Genomic DNA, 15772 nt, shown 5'->3' with positions numbered 1-15772 from the left:
GCTAGCCTGATTGCATGAAGCTCCTGGTCATCGAAGACAACGCCGCCATGCAGACGACGCTGCAGCGCTCGTTCGAGCGTCGCGGCTTTCGCGTCGGTATCTGCGACGACGGCGCCAAGGCCCTGAACCGCTGGCGCGCGGCGCTGCCCGACGTGGTGCTGCTGGACCTCTCCATGCCCGGCCAGGACGGCCTGGATGTACTGGCCCAGGCGCGCGCCGAGGGGCTGACGACGCCCGTCATCATCATCACCGCCCGCGGCACGCTGGGCGACAAGATCCTGGGCTTGAACACCGGGGCTGACGACTACCTGCCCAAGCCTTTCGACCTGGACGAGCTGGAGGCCCGCATCCGCGCGCTGGTCCGCCGCCAGGGGCAGGCCAGCGAGGCGGCCCGGCCCGTGGCTGCGCCGAGCTTCTGCGGCCTGCGCGTGGACCCCGACAGTGGCGCGGTCTACCACCAGGGCCAGCCCCTGGACCTGCCGCCTCGCGAGGCGGCGCTGCTGCGGGCGCTGCTGGTGCGCCCGGGCCAGGCCGTGGCCAAGGAGCGGCTCTTCGAGATCGTCTTCGCCGACGCGGCCGACGCCAGTCCGGACGCCATCGAGGTGGTCGCCTACCGCCTGCGCAAGCGCCTCGCGGTCACCGAGGCCAAGCTGGTGACGCTGCGGGGCCTGGGCTACCTGCTGCAGCCGGATGACTGAGCGGCGCCTGCAGCAGCGCTGGGCCCGGTTGTCGATGCGGGCGCGGCTGCTGTGGGGCATCCTGCTGCCCGTCGGGCTCATCGTCGCCATCAACACGGTGAGCCTGTACCGTGACTCGCTCCAGGCCGCCGATACCGCCTACGACCGCACACTGCTCGCCTCGGCCAAGGCGATTGGCGAACTGCTGGGCGTGGACGGCAGCGGCGACCGGCCGCGCCTCGTCGCCACCGTGCCCTACGCGGCGCTGGAGGCCTTCGAGGCCGACAACCGCAGCCAGCTCTACTTCAAGGTGCTGGGCTTTCAGGGCGAGATGGTGTCGGGGTATGACGACCTGCCGAGCTGGCAAGGCCGTCTGCCTGACCAGAGCACGTACGCCGCGCTGGTGCATTTCTACGACGATGTCTATCGCGGCGAGCTGGTGCGGGTAGCGGTGCTGCTGCAGCCGGTGTCCGGCCAGGATGGCCTGGGCCTCGCAACCATCCAGGTGGCCGAGACGCTCGCGCTGCGGCGTGGGCTGGCACGCCAACTGCTGCTGCATACCCTGTGGCGCCAGGCCGCGCTGCTGGCCGTGATCGCCATCGTCGTCTGGGCCGTGGTGCAGCGGGCCACGCGACCGGTGCGCGAGCTGAGTGCCGCCTTGCAGGCGCGCGACGCCGACGACCTCAGCCCCTTGCAGGCGCCCGACATGCCGGCCGAGCTGGTGCCGCTGGTGCAGGCCAGCAACGATGCGCTGGCGCGCCAGTCCCGGCTGCTGGAGCACCAGAAGCGGTTCGTGCGCGATGCGTCCCACCAACTGCGCACGCCGCTGGCCGTGCTGAAGGTCCAGGTGCAGTCGGCGCGACAGGGCGACGTGGAGCCCCTGCAAGCGCTGGCGGAGATCGACACCACCGTGGCGCGGGCCACCCAGCTGGCCAACCAGATGCTGGCACTGGCGCGCGCCGAGCAGATGCGCCAGCAGGGCGAGGCCATGCCGGTGCAGGATTGGGCCGAGATCGTGCGCGCCGTGGCGCTGGACCTGGCGCCGTTGATCGCCAAGCAGGCGCTGGATTTCGACATCCACACCGAGCCCGCCGCCATCGAAAGCCATGAATGGGCGCTGCGGGAACTCACGCGCAACCTGCTGCACAACGCCATCCAGCACACCCCGGCTGGCGCGCGCCTGGGCATTGATCTGACCACCGAGGCCGGTTGGGCACAGCTCGTCATCGCCGATGGCGGCCCGGGGCTCACACCGGCGCAACAGCAGCGGCTCTTCCTGCCGTTTGCCGCGGGTGAGTCGGGCAAGGGCTCGGGCCTGGGTCTGGCCATCTGCCAGGCACTGGTGCTGTCCCTGGGCGGGCAGATCGAGCTGAGCAACCGGCTGGCGGGCGACCGTTTGGCGGGGCTGGACGCCCGGGTGCGCTTGCCCCTGTCACCGGTCGGGCGCGGGGGCGCAGCCGTCCCCAGGTAAACCCGTCCGAAGAGGGCGTCAGGGTCTGCCTAGAATTTGCTGCACTGCACAGGAGACTCCCGCATGGCGACAGCCCGCAAGAAAGCGGCACCGACGACTGACCAGACCGGCGACGCCAAGCCCGGCCTGCGCATTCTGAAGAAGTACCCCAACCGCCGCCTGTACGACACCCAGACCAGCAGCTACATCACGTTGGCCGACGTGAAGCGCATGGTGCTGGACGGTGTCGACTTCGAGGTGCACGACGCCAAGACGCAGGAGGACCTGACCCGTTCCATCCTGCTGCAGATCATCCTGGAGGAGGAGACCGGCGGCGTGCCGATGTTCTCCACCAGCTCGCTGGCCCAGATCATTCGCTTCTATGGCCACGCCATGCAGGGCGTGATGGGCGGGCTGCTGGAGCGGCAGATGCAGGCCTTCACGGACATGCAGCAGCGCTTCACCGAGCAGACGCCCGGCATGCCCTTCACGCCCGAGGCCTGGACGGGCTTGATGGGCGGCTACGCCGAGCAGTCCAAGAACCTGATGAACCAGTGGCAGGAACAGCTCAAGAACGCAGGTGTGATGTTCCCGTTCGGCCCCAAGAAGTAGCCGGCCCGTGACATCGCCGAAAATACGGCGATGAACGACACGACCACCTCCGTCCCGAAGATCGGCTTCGTCAGCCTCGGCTGCCCCAAGGCACTGACTGACAGCGAGCTGATCCTCACCCAGCTCCGCGCCGAGGGCTACGAAACGTCCAAGACCTTCGCCGGGGCTGACCTGGTGATCGTCAACACCTGCGGCTTCATCGACGACGCCGTCAAGGAGAGCCTGGACACCATCGGCGAGGCCCTGGCCGAGAACGGCAAGGTCATCGTGACCGGCTGCCTCGGCGCCAAAGCGGGCGCCAGCAGCAGCGACGCCGGCAGCCTGGTGCGCGAGATCCACCCCAGCGTGCTGGCCGTCACCGGCCCGCATGCCACGCAGGAGGTCATGGACGCGGTGCACACCCATGTGCCCAAGCCCCACGATCCTTTCGTCGACCTGGTGCCGAGCTACGGCATCAAGCTCACGCCCAAGCACTACGCCTACTTGAAGATCAGCGAGGGCTGCAACCACCGCTGCTCGTTCTGCATCATCCCGAGCATGCGCGGCGACCTGGTCTCGCGCCCGATCGGCGACGTGCTGAACGAGGCCCGCGCGCTGTTCGAGAGCGGGGTCAAGGAGCTGCTGGTCATCAGCCAGGACACCTCGGCCTACGGCGTGGATGTGAAGTACCGCACCGGCTTCTGGGATGGCAAGCCGGTCAAGACCAAGATGCTGGACCTGGTCGCGCACCTGGGCGAGATCGCCAAGCCGTATGGCGCCTGGGTGCGCCTGCACTACGTCTACCCCTACCCGCATGTGGACGAGGTGCTGCCGCTGATGGCCCAAGGCCTGGTGCTGCCTTACCTGGACGTGCCCTTCCAGCACGCCCACCCGGATGTGCTCAAGCGCATGAAGCGCCCCGCCAACGGCGAGAAGAACATGGAGCGCATCCTGCGCTGGCGCGAGGCCTGCCCGGAGCTGGTGATCCGCTCGACCTTCATCGCCGGCTTCCCCGGCGAAACGGAAGAAGAGTTCCAGTACCTGCTGGACTTCATGCAGGAAGCCAAGATCGACCGTGCCGGCTGTTTCGCCTACTCCCCCGTGGAAGGCGCCAGTGCCAACGACATCCCCGGCGCGCTGCCCGATGCGGTGCGCGAGGAGCGCCGCGCGCGCTTCATGGCGGTGGCTGAAGCCGTGTCGGCCGCCAAGCTGCAGGCCCGCGTGGGCCAGACCATGCAGGTGCTGGTGGACTCGGCCCCCGCGCTGGGCCGCAAGGGCGGGGTGGGGCGCTCGTATGCCGACGCGCCGGAGATCGACGGCACCGTCAAGATCCTGCCGCCCGAGAAGGCCAGCAAGACGATGAAGGTGGGGGACTTCGTGCGCGTGCGCATCGTGGCGGCCGACGGCCATGACCTCGTCGGGAGCCTCGTGTGACGCGGGGCCCGGCCACCACGCTGATCCATCATCCGTACCGCGCCCCGGAGGGCTGGGAGGCGGTGCCGGTGCCCGTGGCCAAGGCCTCGACCGTGCTCTTCAAGGACACGGCCGACCTGCACAAGCCCCGGCCGCGCGACGGCCTGACCTACCGCTACGGCCTGCATGGCACGCCCACCAGCTACACGCTGGCGGCTCGCCTGGCGACGCTGGAGCATGCCGAGTACTGCCTGCTCGTGCCCAGCGGTCTGGCGGCCGTGACGTTGCCGTCGCTGGCCATCCTGCGTCCAGGCGACGAGGTTTTGGTGCCTGACAACGTCTATGGCCAGAACCGCTATCTGACCGAATCATGGCTGCCGCAGTGGGGCGTGACGCACCGCTTCTACGACCCCCTGACCGTGCCCGAGCTGCGCGACAACACCAAGCTGGTCTGGCTGGAGGCCGCCGGCTCGATCACATTGGAGTTCCCTGACCTGCTCGGCACACTGGCCGCCTGCCGCGCGCGCGGGGTGACCACGGCCCTGGACAACACCTGGGGCGCGGGCCTGGCCTTCAACGGCTTCGAGCCGGCGCCCGACACGCATCCGGGCCTGGGCGCCGACATCGTCATGCAGGCCCTGACCAAATACCCCAGCGGTGGGGCGGATGTGCTGATGGGGTCGGTCTGCACCCGCGACCGCGCCTTGCATGACCGCCTCAACCATGCCCACGAGCATCTCGGCTACGGCCTGGGGCAGAACGACGTCGAGATGGTGCTGCGCGGCCTGCCGACGATGCCGCTGCGCTATGAGGCGCAGGACCGCGTCACGCGCCAGCTCGCCAGCTGGATGGCCGGCAGGCCCGAGGTGGCGAAGGTATTCCATCCGGCGTTGCCCGGCTCGCCCGGTCACCAGCATTGGCTGGCCGTGGGCGGCAAGGCGGCGGCCTGCCTGTTCTCGGTCGTCTTCAAGCCGACGTACAGCGCCAGGCAGGTGGACGCCTTCGTTGACGCGCTGCAGCTCTTCGGCATCGGCTATTCGTGGGCCGGCCCGATGAGTCTGGCGGTGCCCTACGACATGAGCCGCAGCCGCAACCTGCCATTGCCCTTCGAGGGCCGCACGCTGGTGCGCTTTGCGATCGGCCTGGAAGATGCGGCCGACCTGCGGGCCGACATCGAGCAGGCGCTGCAGGTGCTGGCTTAGCCCTTGCTAGACACCTTGTGCCGCATCAGCTGGCCCTTCTCGCGCTCCCAGTCCCGCTTCTTCTCGGTCTCGCGCTTGTCGTGCTGGGCCTTGCCCTTGGCGAGTGCGATGTCGGCCTTCACGCGGCCACCCTTGTAGTGCAGGTTCAGCGGCACGAGGGTGAAGCCACGCTGCTCGACCTTGCCGATCAGGCGCTTGATCTCGGCCTTGTGCATCAGCAGCTTCTTGGTGCGGTCGGCTTCGGGGTTGACGTGCGTGGAAGCGCTGCGCAGCGCATTGATGCGGCAGCCGATCAGGTAGAGCTCGCCATCACGGATCAGCACGTAGCCGTCGGTCAGCTGCACCTGGCCGGCGCGGATCGCCTTGATCTCCCAGCCGGACAGCACGACGCCGGCCTCGAACTGTTCCTCGATGTGGTAGTCGTAGCGGGCGCGGCGGTTCTCGGCGATAGACATGGACGGAAATGTGGGGGCTCATGCCCTTCTTACAATCCCGGCATTCTATGAAGCAGGTCAAGAAGTCCGTGCTGCTCTGGCACACGCCGCACGAGATGTATGAGTTGGTGACCCAGGTGGAGCGCTATCCGGAGTTCCTGCCGTGGTGCAACAAGGTCGAGGTGCTGGCCCGTGAAGGCGATTCGGTCACCGCGCGGCTGCACCTGGCCTATGCCGGCGTCAAGCACGCCTTCACCACGCGCAACCGCAACGAGGCCGATCGCAGCGTGCGCATGGAGCTGGTCGACGGCCCGTTCTCGCGGCTGGACGGCCTGTGGGAGTTCCTGCCGTTGAACAAGCCCGGCACCCAGGGCGAGCCCACGGCCTGCAAGATCGCCTTCGAGCTGAACTACGCCTTCAGCAGCACCGCGCTGGAAGCGGTGGTCAGCCCTGTGTTTGACCGCATCGCCAACACCTTTGTCGACAGCTTCGTGCAACGCGCGGAGCGGCTGCACGGTGCGGGTTGAACTCGTCTGGAGCCCGGCGGCCGGCGATGTGCAGCATCGCTGGCTGGCGTTGCCCGAGGGGGTGACACTGGGCGCGGCACTGGCGGGCTGCAGCGACTTCATGGCCGACCAGACCCTGCCGCTTGACGCCTTGCGCGTGGGGATCTGGGGTCGCCCGCGTCCGCTGGACACGCCGCTGCGCGAGCGGGATCGCATCGAGGTCTACCGCCCACTGACGGTCGACCCGAAGGAGGCGCGGCGACTGCGCTATGCCAAGCGGGGTCAGCGCATCGTCTCCCGGCACCGGCCGGGCTGAGCCTGCGCTGCCCCGGTGGGCCGCCTTCAGCCCTCAGGCGGCCTTGGGCTTGCCCCAGGTGTAGACCGACGTGACTGCGTAGTTCCAGACCGCGCCCACCACGATGCCCGACAGCGCGGCCAGCGCCCAGTCCGCCGTGTTTTCGCGGAACAGGTAGGTGGCGATGCCCACGTTGGCCACGGCGCCGAGCGAGCAGGCCAGCGTGAACGACAACCAGCCGCGCAGCAGGCCCCAGCCCTTCAGGCGACGGTCGCGGTAGGTGAAGGCGTTGTTGAAGAAGAAGTTCGCGGTCATCGCGATCAGCGTGGCCAGCGTCTGGCCGGCCGCGAAGCTCTGGCCCATGGACTTGAACATCAGCCACAGCACGATCATGTGGACCACCACGCCGGCCGCACCGATGGCGGCGAACGGCACGAAGCGCACCGGCACGATGTGGCCGACGCGCTTGTCCAGCAGCATCATCAGGTACTCCCAGGCCACCATGGAGTCCAGCTTGCTCTCGCCCGAGAAGCGGTTGCGGAAGGTGTAGCCCAGCTCCTTGAACTTCAGCGGGCGCGGCACGGAGGCGAAGATGTCCAGCAGGATCTTGAAGCCGATGGCCGACAGCTTGGGCATGGCTTCGTACAGCACCTCGCGGCGCAGCATGAAGAAGCCGCTCATCGGGTCCCGCAGCTCGGCTTGGGTGACGAGCTTGGCCAGGCGCGTGGCGACGTCGCTGATCTTGGCGCGGCCCGCGTCCCAGTCGCCCAGGCTGCCACCGTCGGCGTGGCGGCTGCCGACCACAACGTCCAGGCCGTCGTTGCGCAGCGCGGCCAGCATGTGGGGCAGCAGGGTTTCGTCGTGCTGCAGGTCGGCGTCCATCACGGCGATGAAGGGGGCGGTCGATGCCAGCATGCCTTCGATGCAGGCGCTGGACAGGCCGCGGCGGCCGATGCGGTGCACCAGGCGAACCCGGCCGTCGGTCTGCGCCAGCTCGCGCACGGCGGCGGCGGTGCCGTCGGGCGAGTTGTCGTCGACATAGACGACTTCCCAGGGCGTGTCGCCCATGCAGTTGTCGATGCGCCGCACGAGCTCGGCAATGTTGCCGCGCTCATTGAACGTCGGGATGACGATGGACAACTGCACGGCAGGAGGGCGAGGGGACGTCATGTGGGCCTGCGGAAGAGGGGTTTTGCGGAGGAGGGCGAGGCGGGCGAGCCTTACTTCTGCAGCTTCATGCCGACACCGACGAGTTCGGCGCTCAGCGGCAGTGGCGGATTGCGCAGTTCGCCTTCGAAGCGGTAGATCTGCAGGCGCTTGTCCTGGTTGTTGAAGTTCGCCCGGAGCTGGAAGGTCTCTTCCAGCGTGAAGCTGGATTTGTCGGCCAGCAGGCTGCGCAGGGCGGCCATGGAGGGCTGGTCCTGCCAGAAGTCCGGGTCGTAGACCAGGTAGCGGATGCCGTGGTCCACGAAGCGTTGTCGCAGCTGCGCGGTGTCGACCCCGCGATCCTCGATGCCGCGTTCGCGCTCGATGGCGACGCGGAAGAGCATCTTGTCGGCCCGGGCGATGGCCAGGTCGGTGCGCTTGGAGGCCCGAACGTCGAAGATGAAGGTGCCATCCCGATTGCCAGAAAACATCACCACGCTGTTCGCGGGCGCTCGCTCGATCACGTAGTTCACGGCCTGGGCATAGCCGTCGACGTACTGCACGGGGTGGATTTCGAGCTCGGCGCCGGCGTGCGCGAAGCACAGCACCGGCACCGCCGTCATCGCGGCCGCATAGGCACGCCCCGACAGCCAGCCTTCGGCGAGGCGTTGCAACGCGAGGGCGGCGAACAGGGCCAGCGGCATCAGCACCATCAGGTCATGGCGCGGCTCACGGACCATGATGAACGAGAACATCAGGTAGCCGAGCACCAGCCAGGACAGCAGGTAGACCATGATGGGCCGCGGCAGGCGCCAGGACGGCCGCACGGCAGCGCCCACCAGGTAGACACCCGCCAGCACCAGCGTGGGCCAGCCGAGCTGGCTCGGCATGATCTCGAGGTAGTAGGTCCAGGCGGCCAGGGTCAGCCGCGACAGGTCCGCCCGGGCGCTGCCGATGGCCGAGGCGGAGTTGACCTGGCCGAACTTGAGCTGCAGCACCACCAGGGGAATCAGCGCGACCATCATCAACAGCACCGTCACCCAGACGTGGCGACGGCGCAGCACGGCCAGGCCGGGGCCCGCCAGCAGCCCGGCGAGCATCGCAGGAAAGATGAACAGCGGCGTCTGCTTGGTGTAGAGCGCGAGCACCACCAGCACGGCGGTGCCATAGAGCTGGCGCGGGCGCTGTTGCTGGAGCCAGCCGGTGAAGCACCAGGCCGAGCCCACCAGCCAGGCGTAGGTCGGCAGGTCCAGCATGACCTGGCGCGACCAGACCGTGAGTTCGGGCGCTCCCACCAGCAGCAGGGCGGCTGCCAGCGCGAACCCCTGGCTCATCCAGCGCCTGGCGAGCAGGTAGGTGAAGCCGCCGAGCACGACGGCAAAGCTGAGCACTGTCGCCTGGGCCACCTGGTGCGAGAAGCCGAACAGCTCGTAGGCGATGGCCAGCACACCGGAGAACAGCGGCGGGTAGAAGAGGATGGTCAGCGCCGGGTAGCGGAGGTAGTAGTCCACGGCGTAGGCACGAGGATCCCCCTCGCCCAGATGGGCCACCAGGTCATGCACGAAGATGCCGTTGAGCGCATGCCGCGGTGCATCGCTCCAGGCGAAGTCGCCACCCACCGGCGCGCGCAGGTAGGACCAGACGGCGAAGGCCACGAGACTGCCCAGCACCAGGCAGATTTCCAGCCAGCGCGGCCAGCTTGTTGTTGTCGATGCTTCCCTCATGCTCCCTCGGGCGGCTGTCATGCGGCCGAAACGACCCGCGCCGGGTGGGCGGCGGGTGACGTCAGCCGTTCAGTGATAACCCGGCAGGATATCGGGCGAAGCGCAGCTGCGGTGCAGCCGCATCCCCCGCACTCGGAGGATGGGGCGGCTCGATCGTGCGACTTAGTTGGCGAGGGCGCTGGCGGCGCTCAGCGGCATTCGCTGGTGATGGTGTCGCGCGTGCGTGCGACTTCGGCGGCGATCTGGGCTTCGTCCAGGAAGACGCGCTCGCCCTTTTCATTCGTGCGGGTCAAGCGGGCGCCGCTTTGCAGCTCGCGCATGTTGGACTGTGCGCGGGCGCAGTTGTCGCGCCGGATGGCGGCGATGCGCTGCTCTTCTTCCTTTTGCTTGGCGGCGGCGCCGTCCTGCTCGCGCTTCTGGCGGGCCGCGGCCTCCTGTTCGGCCTTGGACGGCGCGCTCGCGGCCTTGGCGGGCGCCGGGGCGGCGCTGGCCGGGCCGGGCGGCGGGCTCACCACGATGGTCGGCCGGGCGCCGGGAGGGCGTTGCAGGATGTCCTTCTCCGGCGTGCCGGCAGGCGGCGGCATGTCGCTGTACTGGACGTTGCCTTTGGCGTCGCGCCATTTCCATTGGGCATGGGCAGAAGCAGCCAGGACCAGGCCGACCAGGGCGATGAGCAGGGGCTTGTGACGCATGGGTTCAGTGTAGCGGTGACGCCTTCCGTATAATGCCGCTTTGCGGTGCGACACGTTTCGTGTCACCTTTGCCACTTTGATGGTGGCCTTTCATTAGCACGCCTCTGGCGTTCGGGAGCCGATGGCTCTTATGACGATTCGCTCTGACGCCGGTCAGGGCGCACGCACGGGAATCCGCAGGTCTCTGCGGACAACTGAGGAAACACGCGCTCCAAGACACCACGAGTGTCTGACCGCGCGCATCACGGGATCAGAACTCTGATTCCGCCTCCTTGCAACCTAGTGTGCAGGTCGTGACACCTATCGGTGTGTTCGTCATCAGGTGATCAACTCTGGTTTGCCTTGTCATGCGTCCGCGGGAGCGGAATGCCATGACCTGCTGTGTGATCAGCAGTAGCCTACGGTGGCATGCAGGATCGGTAACGAGCCTGTGTGAAGCCCGCCCAACAATGTCCCCCACGATCTCGTGGCATTGATCCGCCGTGAGGCGGGTCGGTGGAATCTGCCAGCAGGACGGCGGAGAAGGGGCTAGGCTAGTTCCGCATGGGTAACACACGTGAACTGTCGATTGAACTTGCGTAAGCATTGACTGGCCAAACCTGCTGATAGGCCAGAGCCAAAAGGCACGCTGCCGGATGCTCTCGTCGCAAAAGGGAGCACATCACCATTGCGCAGTCGCAAGAAAGACAGACCCTAACCGGACAGATCGGCACACAACGCTGATCGGTATTCCAGGGAACGTGGTAAGCCCCATCACTCGCCCACGCGTCACGGCGCAAGGGCAGGGAAGCCGTAAGGCGACCTGTTGGGTGAGGGGGTATGGGATGACGGAAAAAGCGAACGCCCGGTTGTAATGGCCGGGATAGGGGCAATGCCCCGCTGCGAAAGCAGGCCCACTTCCGTTTGGTGCAACCGTCGCGAGCCGGTTGTTGAGTTCTAAGTCCGCCCAAGGGCTGCGCGCCAGCCCTCCGGGGTTCAGTGCGTTTGCTCAATGGGCTACCAACCTACGAGGAAAGCATGGAAGAGATCATCGGCAACGATGGTTCTGCGTCCTCGCACGGACCCACTGACTGGCACGCCATCGATTGGCAGAAGGTCATGCGGAACGTGAGAACGACGCAGTTCAAGATCGCGAAGGCAACACAGGCTGGTGACTGGCGCAGGGTCAAAACCCTGCAACGGTCGCTGACCCGCTCGTTTGCTGCCAGGGCACTGGCGGTCAGACGAGTGACTGAAAATCAAGGCAAGCGGACGGCAGGCGTCGACCGCGAGCTCTGGGATACGCCGCCCTGCAAATGGGAGGCTGTCAGCATGTTGAAGCAGTCACGGGGATATCGACCGCTGCCGTTGAGGCGGGTCTATATCCCTAAGGCAAATGGCAAGGAACGCCCGTTGGGCATTCCGACGATGAAAGATCGGGCAATGCAGGCACTCCACCTGCTGAGTCTGGAGCCCGTCGTGGAGTCGCAGAGCGACCCGAACAGCTACGGCTTTCGGTCCAATCGCTCGACGGCCGATGCCATGAGCCAGTTGTTCATCCTCCTGTCCCGCAAGGCCTCGGCCAAATGGGTGTTGGAAGCGGACATCGAAGGCTGTTTCGACCATATCAACCACGAGTGGCTGGTGCGCCATGCCCGTATGGATAAAGCAATCCTCAGCAAGTGGTTGAAAGCAGGAGTGGTCTACAAGGGCCAGCTGGCAGCAACAGATGCGGGCACCCCGCAAGGGGGCATCATTTCGCCAACCCTGGCAAATGTGGCGCTCAACGGGCTGGAAACTGATCTGGTGGCGCACCTCGGTGCAAAGCTGGGGACGTCGAAGGTACCGAAACTCCGAATCGGTGTGGTCCGGTACGCCGACGACTTCGTCATCACTTGCGCGTCGAAAGACGTGCTGGAAGGCGAAGTCCGGCCGTGGGTAGAAGCATTTCTCGCACAACGGGGATTGCGGCTATCACCGGCGAAGACGCGAGTCACGCACATCGATGAGGGATTCGATTTCCTCGGATGGAACTTCCGCAAGTACAGGGAAGTGTTACTCATCAAGCCGAGTCGCAAGAACGTAAAGGCGTTCTACGACAAGGTGCGAGGACTCGTGAACGACCACAAGGAAGTGACGCAGGTGGATCTCATCAAGCTGCTGAATCCGGTCCTTCGGGGTTGGGCTCAGTACCACCAACCGGTGGTCGCCAAGGAGACGTTCAACAAACTCGACTCGCTGCTGTGGTGGCGGTTGACGCGTTGGGCACGCCGCAGGCATCCAAAGAAGACCCACGCATGGCTGGCCAAGAAGTACTGGCCAATCATCGAGGGCCGCACCGAGTTCGCGTCGCGGACTGTTGGTGCGGATGGTGAACCGCAGTGGCGGCGTCTGTATCGGCTCGCTGATACGGAGATCGTCAGGCATCTGAAGGTCAAAGGGGCTTACAACCCCTTCGACCCGACGTGGGAAGCGTATGGCGAAGACCTGCGCGGGCAGCGCCTGCTGAAGAGCATGGCGTATCGCAAGCAATGGGCGACGTTGTTCGCGTCCCAGCATGGCAACTGCCAACGCTGTGGCGAAGCCATCACCGAAGCGACCGGCTGGCACGACCATCACCTCGTTCCGCGAGGGAAGGGCGGGTCGGACGCGCTAGCAAACCGGGTGCTCCTGCATCCGGTGTGTCACAACCAACTGCATGCCTTGGGTCTGACAGTTGCAAAGCCGGCCTCTGAATGAGGCTTAGGTACGGGAGAGGGGGCACTGATACAATCACGTGCTCCCCGAACCCGCACACTTTGTTGTGCTTGAGCCGGATGCGGTGAAAGTCGCAAGTCCGGTTCTTAGGGGGGAATGGTCCAGCAATGGACTGTTCCTACCCTCCTCTGGAGCTTTCCTCATGCGCCTTCTCGGCAAAGCGCTCACCTTCGACGATGTGTTGTTGGTGCCAGCGTTCTCCCAGGTGTTGCCCCGCGACACCAGCCTTGCGACCCGTCTGTCGCGCAACATCCCCCTGAACCTGCCGCTGGTGTCCGCCGCCATGGACACCGTCACCGAAGCGCGCCTGGCGATTGCCATCGCGCAGGAGGGTGGCATCGGCATCGTGCACAAAAACCTGTCCGCTGAAGCGCAGGCGCGCGAGGTGGCCCGGGTCAAGCGCTATGAGAGCGGCGTGGTGCGCGAGCCCCTGACGATCTCTCCCGACGCCCCCGTGCGCGACGCGGTCGAGCTGACCCGCCTGCACGGCTTCTCGGGCTTCCCGGTCGTCGAAGGCAAGAAGGTGGTCGGCATCGTCACCGGCCGGGACCTGCGCTTCGAGACCCGCATGGACGCCAAGGTCCGCGAGATCATGACGCCGGCCGAGAAGCTCATCACCGTGCGCGAAGGCGCGTCACTTGAAGAAGCCAAGGCGCTGATGCACAAGCACAAGCTTGAGCGCGTGGTCGTCATCAACGACGCCTTCGAGCTGCGGGGCCTGATGACCGTCAAGGACATCACCAAGCAGACCAGCTTCCCCAACGCGGCGCGTGACAGCCACGGCGGCCTGCGCGTCGGCGCCGCGGTCGGTTTCGGTGAAGACACGGAACAGCGCGTCGAGCTGCTGGTGCGCGCCGGAGTCGACGCCATCATCGTCGACACCGCCCACGGCCACAGCGCCGGCGTGCTGGAGCGGGTGCGCTGGGTCAAGCGCGCCTACCCGCAGGTCGACGTCATTGGCGGCAACATCGCCACTGGTGCCGCTGCGCTGGCACTGGTCGAAGCCGGGGCGGACGGCGTCAAGGTCGGCATCGGCCCCGGCTCCATCTGTACGACCCGCATCGTCGCGGGCGTCGGCGTGCCGCAGATCACCGCCATCGACAACGTCGTGACGGCGCTCAAGGGCACCGGCGTGCCAGTCATTGCCGACGGCGGCATCCGCTACTCCGGCGACGTGGCCAAGGCCATCGCGGCTGGCGCCGACACCGTCATGATGGGCGGCGCCTTTGCCGGCACCGAAGAAGCGCCGGGCGAGACCATCCTCTACCAGGGCCGCACTTTCAAGAGCTACCGCGGCATGGGCTCGATGGGCGCCATGGCCAAGGGCAGCGCCGACCGTTACTTCCAGGCCGAGACGGGCAACAACCCCAACACCTCCAAGCTGGTGCCGGAAGGCATCGAAGGGCAGGTGCCCTACAAGGGGTCGGTCGTGCAGGTCATCTTCCAGATGGCTGGCGGCCTGAAGGCGTCCATGCACTACTGCGGCTGCGGCACCATCGCCGAGATGCAGAACAAGGCCGAGTTCGTCGAGATCACGACGGCAGGCATGCGCGAGAGCCATGTCCACGACGTGCAGATCACGAAGGAAGCACCCAACTACCGCAGCGAGTGAGCTGAGACCGCAGGCAACGGGGCGACGTCAGATCGCCCCGTTTCTCTTTTCTGCCAACCCGATGAGTTCCTCCCCGAAACGCGCCCCCGCCATGGGTTTCATCATGGCCGCCGTGCTGATCGACATGATCTCCATCGGCCTGATGGTGCCGGTGCTGCCGCATATCGTGGGCACCTTCACCCAGGGCAACGACGAGCAGACCTCGGCATTCCTGCTGGTCACGATGGCCTTCGGCGTGGCCAACTTCATCGGCTCGCCGGTGCTGGGCGCGCTGTCCGACCGCTTTGGGCGCCGCCCCGTGCTGTTGATCGGTTTCGCGGGCCTGGCGCTGAGCTTCTTCGTCACGGCCATGGCTACCGCCCTGTGGATGCTGGTGGTGGTGCGCCTGTTCTCGGGCGCCATGCAGGCGAACATCGCGATTGCCAACGCCTACGTGGCCGACATCACCGCGCCGGAGGACCGTGCCCGCCGATTCGGCCAGCTTGGCGCGATGTTCGGCCTGGGCTTCATCCTTGGCCCCGTCATCGGGGGCTGGCTGGGGCATTTCGACATCCACTGGCCTTTCTTCGCAGCCGGCTCCATGGCCATCCTGAACTGGTGCTACGGCTTCTTCGTGCTGCCCGAGTCGCTGCCGCGTGAACGGCGCAGCGCCTTCGACTGGAAGAAGGCCAACCCGGTTTCCGCACTGCGCGGCCTGGCCGCCTTGAAGGGCGTGGGGCCGCTGGTGTTTGTCATTGCGCTGGCGTCGCTCGCGCAGTTCATGCTGCACACCACCTGGGTGCTCTACACCAAGTTCAAGTTCGGCTGGGGGCCGCTGGAGGTCAGCTGGTCGCTGTTCGCCGTGGGCATCGTGTCAGTCATCAGCCAGGGCGTGCTGCTGCGGCCGCTGCTGGCGCGCTTCAGCCCGCAGCGCCTGGCGCTCATCGGTATGGCGTCGGCCTCGGCGGCCTACCTCGGCTGGGGCCTCGCGAGCGAAGGCTGGATGATGTACGCCGTCATCGCCTTCAACCTGCTCGGCGGCGTGGCCACGGCTGCGGTGCAGAGCCTCATCTCCAACGCGGCCGGCGGCAGCCACCAGGGCCAGGCCATGGGTGCGGTGTCGTCGCTCAACAGCCTGATGGCAGTCGTGGCCCCGGTGCTCGGCCTGACGCTGCTGGGCTGGGTCGCACACCGCCCGGCCACCGACCCGCTGATGGGTCTGCCCTTCTACACCTGCGCCGCCCTGCAAGGGGTCGGCCTCCTCGTCGCTTACCGCTTCTTCCGCGGCCAGCGCACCGCTTTGCAAACTGCCTGA

General features: G+C 66.7%; 14 protein-coding genes. 10 read left to right on the top strand and 4 right to left on the bottom strand.

Translation table 11 applies throughout. The annotated features are described in order from the left end of the window. The first annotated feature begins 14 nt into the window (after nt 1-14). From CDO81_RS10995 to CDO81_RS10975, 5 genes are all read left to right on the top strand, one after another. The gene (locus CDO81_RS10995; RefSeq protein WP_088483249.1) at nt 15-698 is read left to right on the top strand and encodes a response regulator transcription factor; all 684 of its coding nucleotides are present in this window, start codon (nt 15-17) and stop codon (nt 696-698) included. After that, complete coding sequence (locus CDO81_RS10990) at nt 691-2148, top strand: sensor histidine kinase (RefSeq protein WP_088483248.1); 1458 nt, start codon at nt 691-693, stop codon at nt 2146-2148. The genes CDO81_RS10995 and CDO81_RS10990 overlap by 8 nt, the downstream gene beginning before the upstream one ends. Before the next feature lie 63 nt (nt 2149-2211). Next, a complete protein-coding gene (gene phaR / locus CDO81_RS10985) occupies nt 2212-2739 on the top strand; it encodes a polyhydroxyalkanoate synthesis repressor PhaR (protein ID WP_088483247.1) in 528 nt (175 codons plus the stop codon). A gap of 30 nt (nt 2740-2769) precedes the next feature. After that, the gene (rimO, locus tag CDO81_RS10980; RefSeq protein WP_088483246.1) at nt 2770-4152 is read left to right on the top strand and encodes a 30S ribosomal protein S12 methylthiotransferase RimO; all 1383 of its coding nucleotides are present in this window, start codon (nt 2770-2772) and stop codon (nt 4150-4152) included. Beyond that, nucleotides 4149-5333: a PLP-dependent transferase gene (locus CDO81_RS10975; protein ID WP_088483245.1), complete on the top strand. Its 1185-nt coding sequence runs from the start codon at nt 4149-4151 to the stop codon at nt 5331-5333. The genes rimO and CDO81_RS10975 overlap by 4 nt, the downstream gene beginning before the upstream one ends. Here CDO81_RS10975 and smpB read toward each other — a convergent pair. Then, the gene (gene smpB / locus CDO81_RS10970; protein WP_088483244.1) at nt 5330-5788 is read right to left on the bottom strand and encodes an SsrA-binding protein SmpB; all 459 of its coding nucleotides are present in this window, start codon (nt 5786-5788) and stop codon (nt 5330-5332) included. The genes CDO81_RS10975 and smpB overlap by 4 nt on opposite strands. Before the next feature lie 47 nt (nt 5789-5835). Between smpB and CDO81_RS10965 the strand changes: the two genes are divergently transcribed. Together CDO81_RS10965 and CDO81_RS10960 are read left to right on the top strand one after the other, a co-directional pair. After that, on the top strand, nt 5836-6294 hold the full coding sequence (locus CDO81_RS10965; RefSeq protein WP_088483243.1) for a type II toxin-antitoxin system RatA family toxin: 459 nt from the start codon (nt 5836-5838) through the stop codon (nt 6292-6294). Then, on the top strand, nt 6284-6589 hold the full coding sequence (locus CDO81_RS10960) for an RnfH family protein (RefSeq protein WP_088483242.1): 306 nt from the start codon (nt 6284-6286) through the stop codon (nt 6587-6589). Before CDO81_RS10965 ends, CDO81_RS10960 begins: the two co-directional genes overlap by 11 nt. 33 nt (nt 6590-6622) lie before the next feature. Here CDO81_RS10960 and CDO81_RS10955 read toward each other — a convergent pair whose 3' ends face one another. The 3 genes from CDO81_RS10955 to CDO81_RS10945 all read right to left on the bottom strand — a co-directional run bounded on the left by CDO81_RS10955 (nt 6623) and on the right by CDO81_RS10945 (nt 10130). Beyond that, nucleotides 6623-7738 (bottom strand): glycosyltransferase family 2 protein, encoded by a 1116-nt coding sequence (locus tag CDO81_RS10955; protein ID WP_088483241.1) that lies wholly within the window; start codon nt 7736-7738, stop codon nt 6623-6625. Nucleotides 7739-7788: 50 nt separating this feature from the next. Beyond that, the gene (locus CDO81_RS10950) at nt 7789-9438 is read right to left on the bottom strand and encodes an ArnT family glycosyltransferase (RefSeq protein WP_158218243.1); all 1650 of its coding nucleotides are present in this window, start codon (nt 9436-9438) and stop codon (nt 7789-7791) included. Between the two features lie 188 nt (nt 9439-9626). Beyond that, complete coding sequence (locus CDO81_RS10945; protein ID WP_088483239.1) at nt 9627-10130, bottom strand: DUF4124 domain-containing protein; 504 nt, start codon at nt 10128-10130, stop codon at nt 9627-9629. Nucleotides 10131-11147: 1017 nt separating this feature from the next. Here CDO81_RS10945 and ltrA point away from each other — a divergent pair. From ltrA to CDO81_RS10930, 3 genes are all read left to right on the top strand, one after another. Further along, nucleotides 11148-12848: a group II intron reverse transcriptase/maturase gene (gene ltrA, locus CDO81_RS10940; protein WP_088483238.1), complete on the top strand. Its 1701-nt coding sequence runs from the start codon at nt 11148-11150 to the stop codon at nt 12846-12848. 160 nt (nt 12849-13008) lie between these two features. Next, nucleotides 13009-14478, top strand: coding sequence for an IMP dehydrogenase (gene guaB / locus CDO81_RS10935; protein ID WP_088483237.1), 1470 nt, complete (start codon nt 13009-13011; stop codon nt 14476-14478). 91 nt (nt 14479-14569) lie between these two features. Next, nucleotides 14570-15772, top strand: coding sequence for a TCR/Tet family MFS transporter (locus tag CDO81_RS10930; RefSeq protein WP_168928264.1), 1203 nt, complete (start codon nt 14570-14572; stop codon nt 15770-15772).

It is taken from the genome of Roseateles puraquae, assembly GCF_002205845.1.
GTDB classification, from domain to species: domain Bacteria; phylum Pseudomonadota; class Gammaproteobacteria; order Burkholderiales; family Burkholderiaceae_C; genus Pelomonas; species Pelomonas puraquae.
This window is presented reverse-complemented; position numbering and strand designations above follow the sequence as displayed.

Bases quoted from the DNA above. Each gene is read 5' to 3' on its own strand.
- CDO81_RS10950 (WP_158218243.1), bottom strand. From the start codon at position 9,438: ATGAGGGAAGCATCGACAACAACAAGCTGGCCGCGCTGGCTGGAAATC.
- CDO81_RS10945 (WP_088483239.1), bottom strand. From the start codon at position 10,130: ATGCGTCACAAGCCCCTGCTCATCGCCCTGGTCGGCCTGGTCCTGGCT.
- CDO81_RS10995 (WP_088483249.1), top strand. From the start codon at position 15: ATGAAGCTCCTGGTCATCGAAGACAACGCCGCCATGCAGACGACGCTG.
- CDO81_RS10990 (WP_088483248.1), top strand. From the start codon at position 691: ATGACTGAGCGGCGCCTGCAGCAGCGCTGGGCCCGGTTGTCGATGCGG.
- CDO81_RS10930 (WP_168928264.1), top strand. From the start codon at position 14,570: ATGGGTTTCATCATGGCCGCCGTGCTGATCGACATGATCTCCATCGGC.
- guaB (WP_088483237.1), top strand. From the start codon at position 13,009: ATGCGCCTTCTCGGCAAAGCGCTCACCTTCGACGATGTGTTGTTGGTG.
- rimO (WP_088483246.1), top strand. From the start codon at position 2,770: ATGAACGACACGACCACCTCCGTCCCGAAGATCGGCTTCGTCAGCCTC.
- CDO81_RS10955 (WP_088483241.1), bottom strand. From the start codon at position 7,738: ATGACGTCCCCTCGCCCTCCTGCCGTGCAGTTGTCCATCGTCATCCCG.
- CDO81_RS10965 (WP_088483243.1), top strand. From the start codon at position 5,836: ATGAAGCAGGTCAAGAAGTCCGTGCTGCTCTGGCACACGCCGCACGAG.
- ltrA (WP_088483238.1), top strand. From the start codon at position 11,148: ATGGAAGAGATCATCGGCAACGATGGTTCTGCGTCCTCGCACGGACCC.
- phaR (WP_088483247.1), top strand. From the start codon at position 2,212: ATGGCGACAGCCCGCAAGAAAGCGGCACCGACGACTGACCAGACCGGC.
- smpB (WP_088483244.1), bottom strand. From the start codon at position 5,788: ATGTCTATCGCCGAGAACCGCCGCGCCCGCTACGACTACCACATCGAG.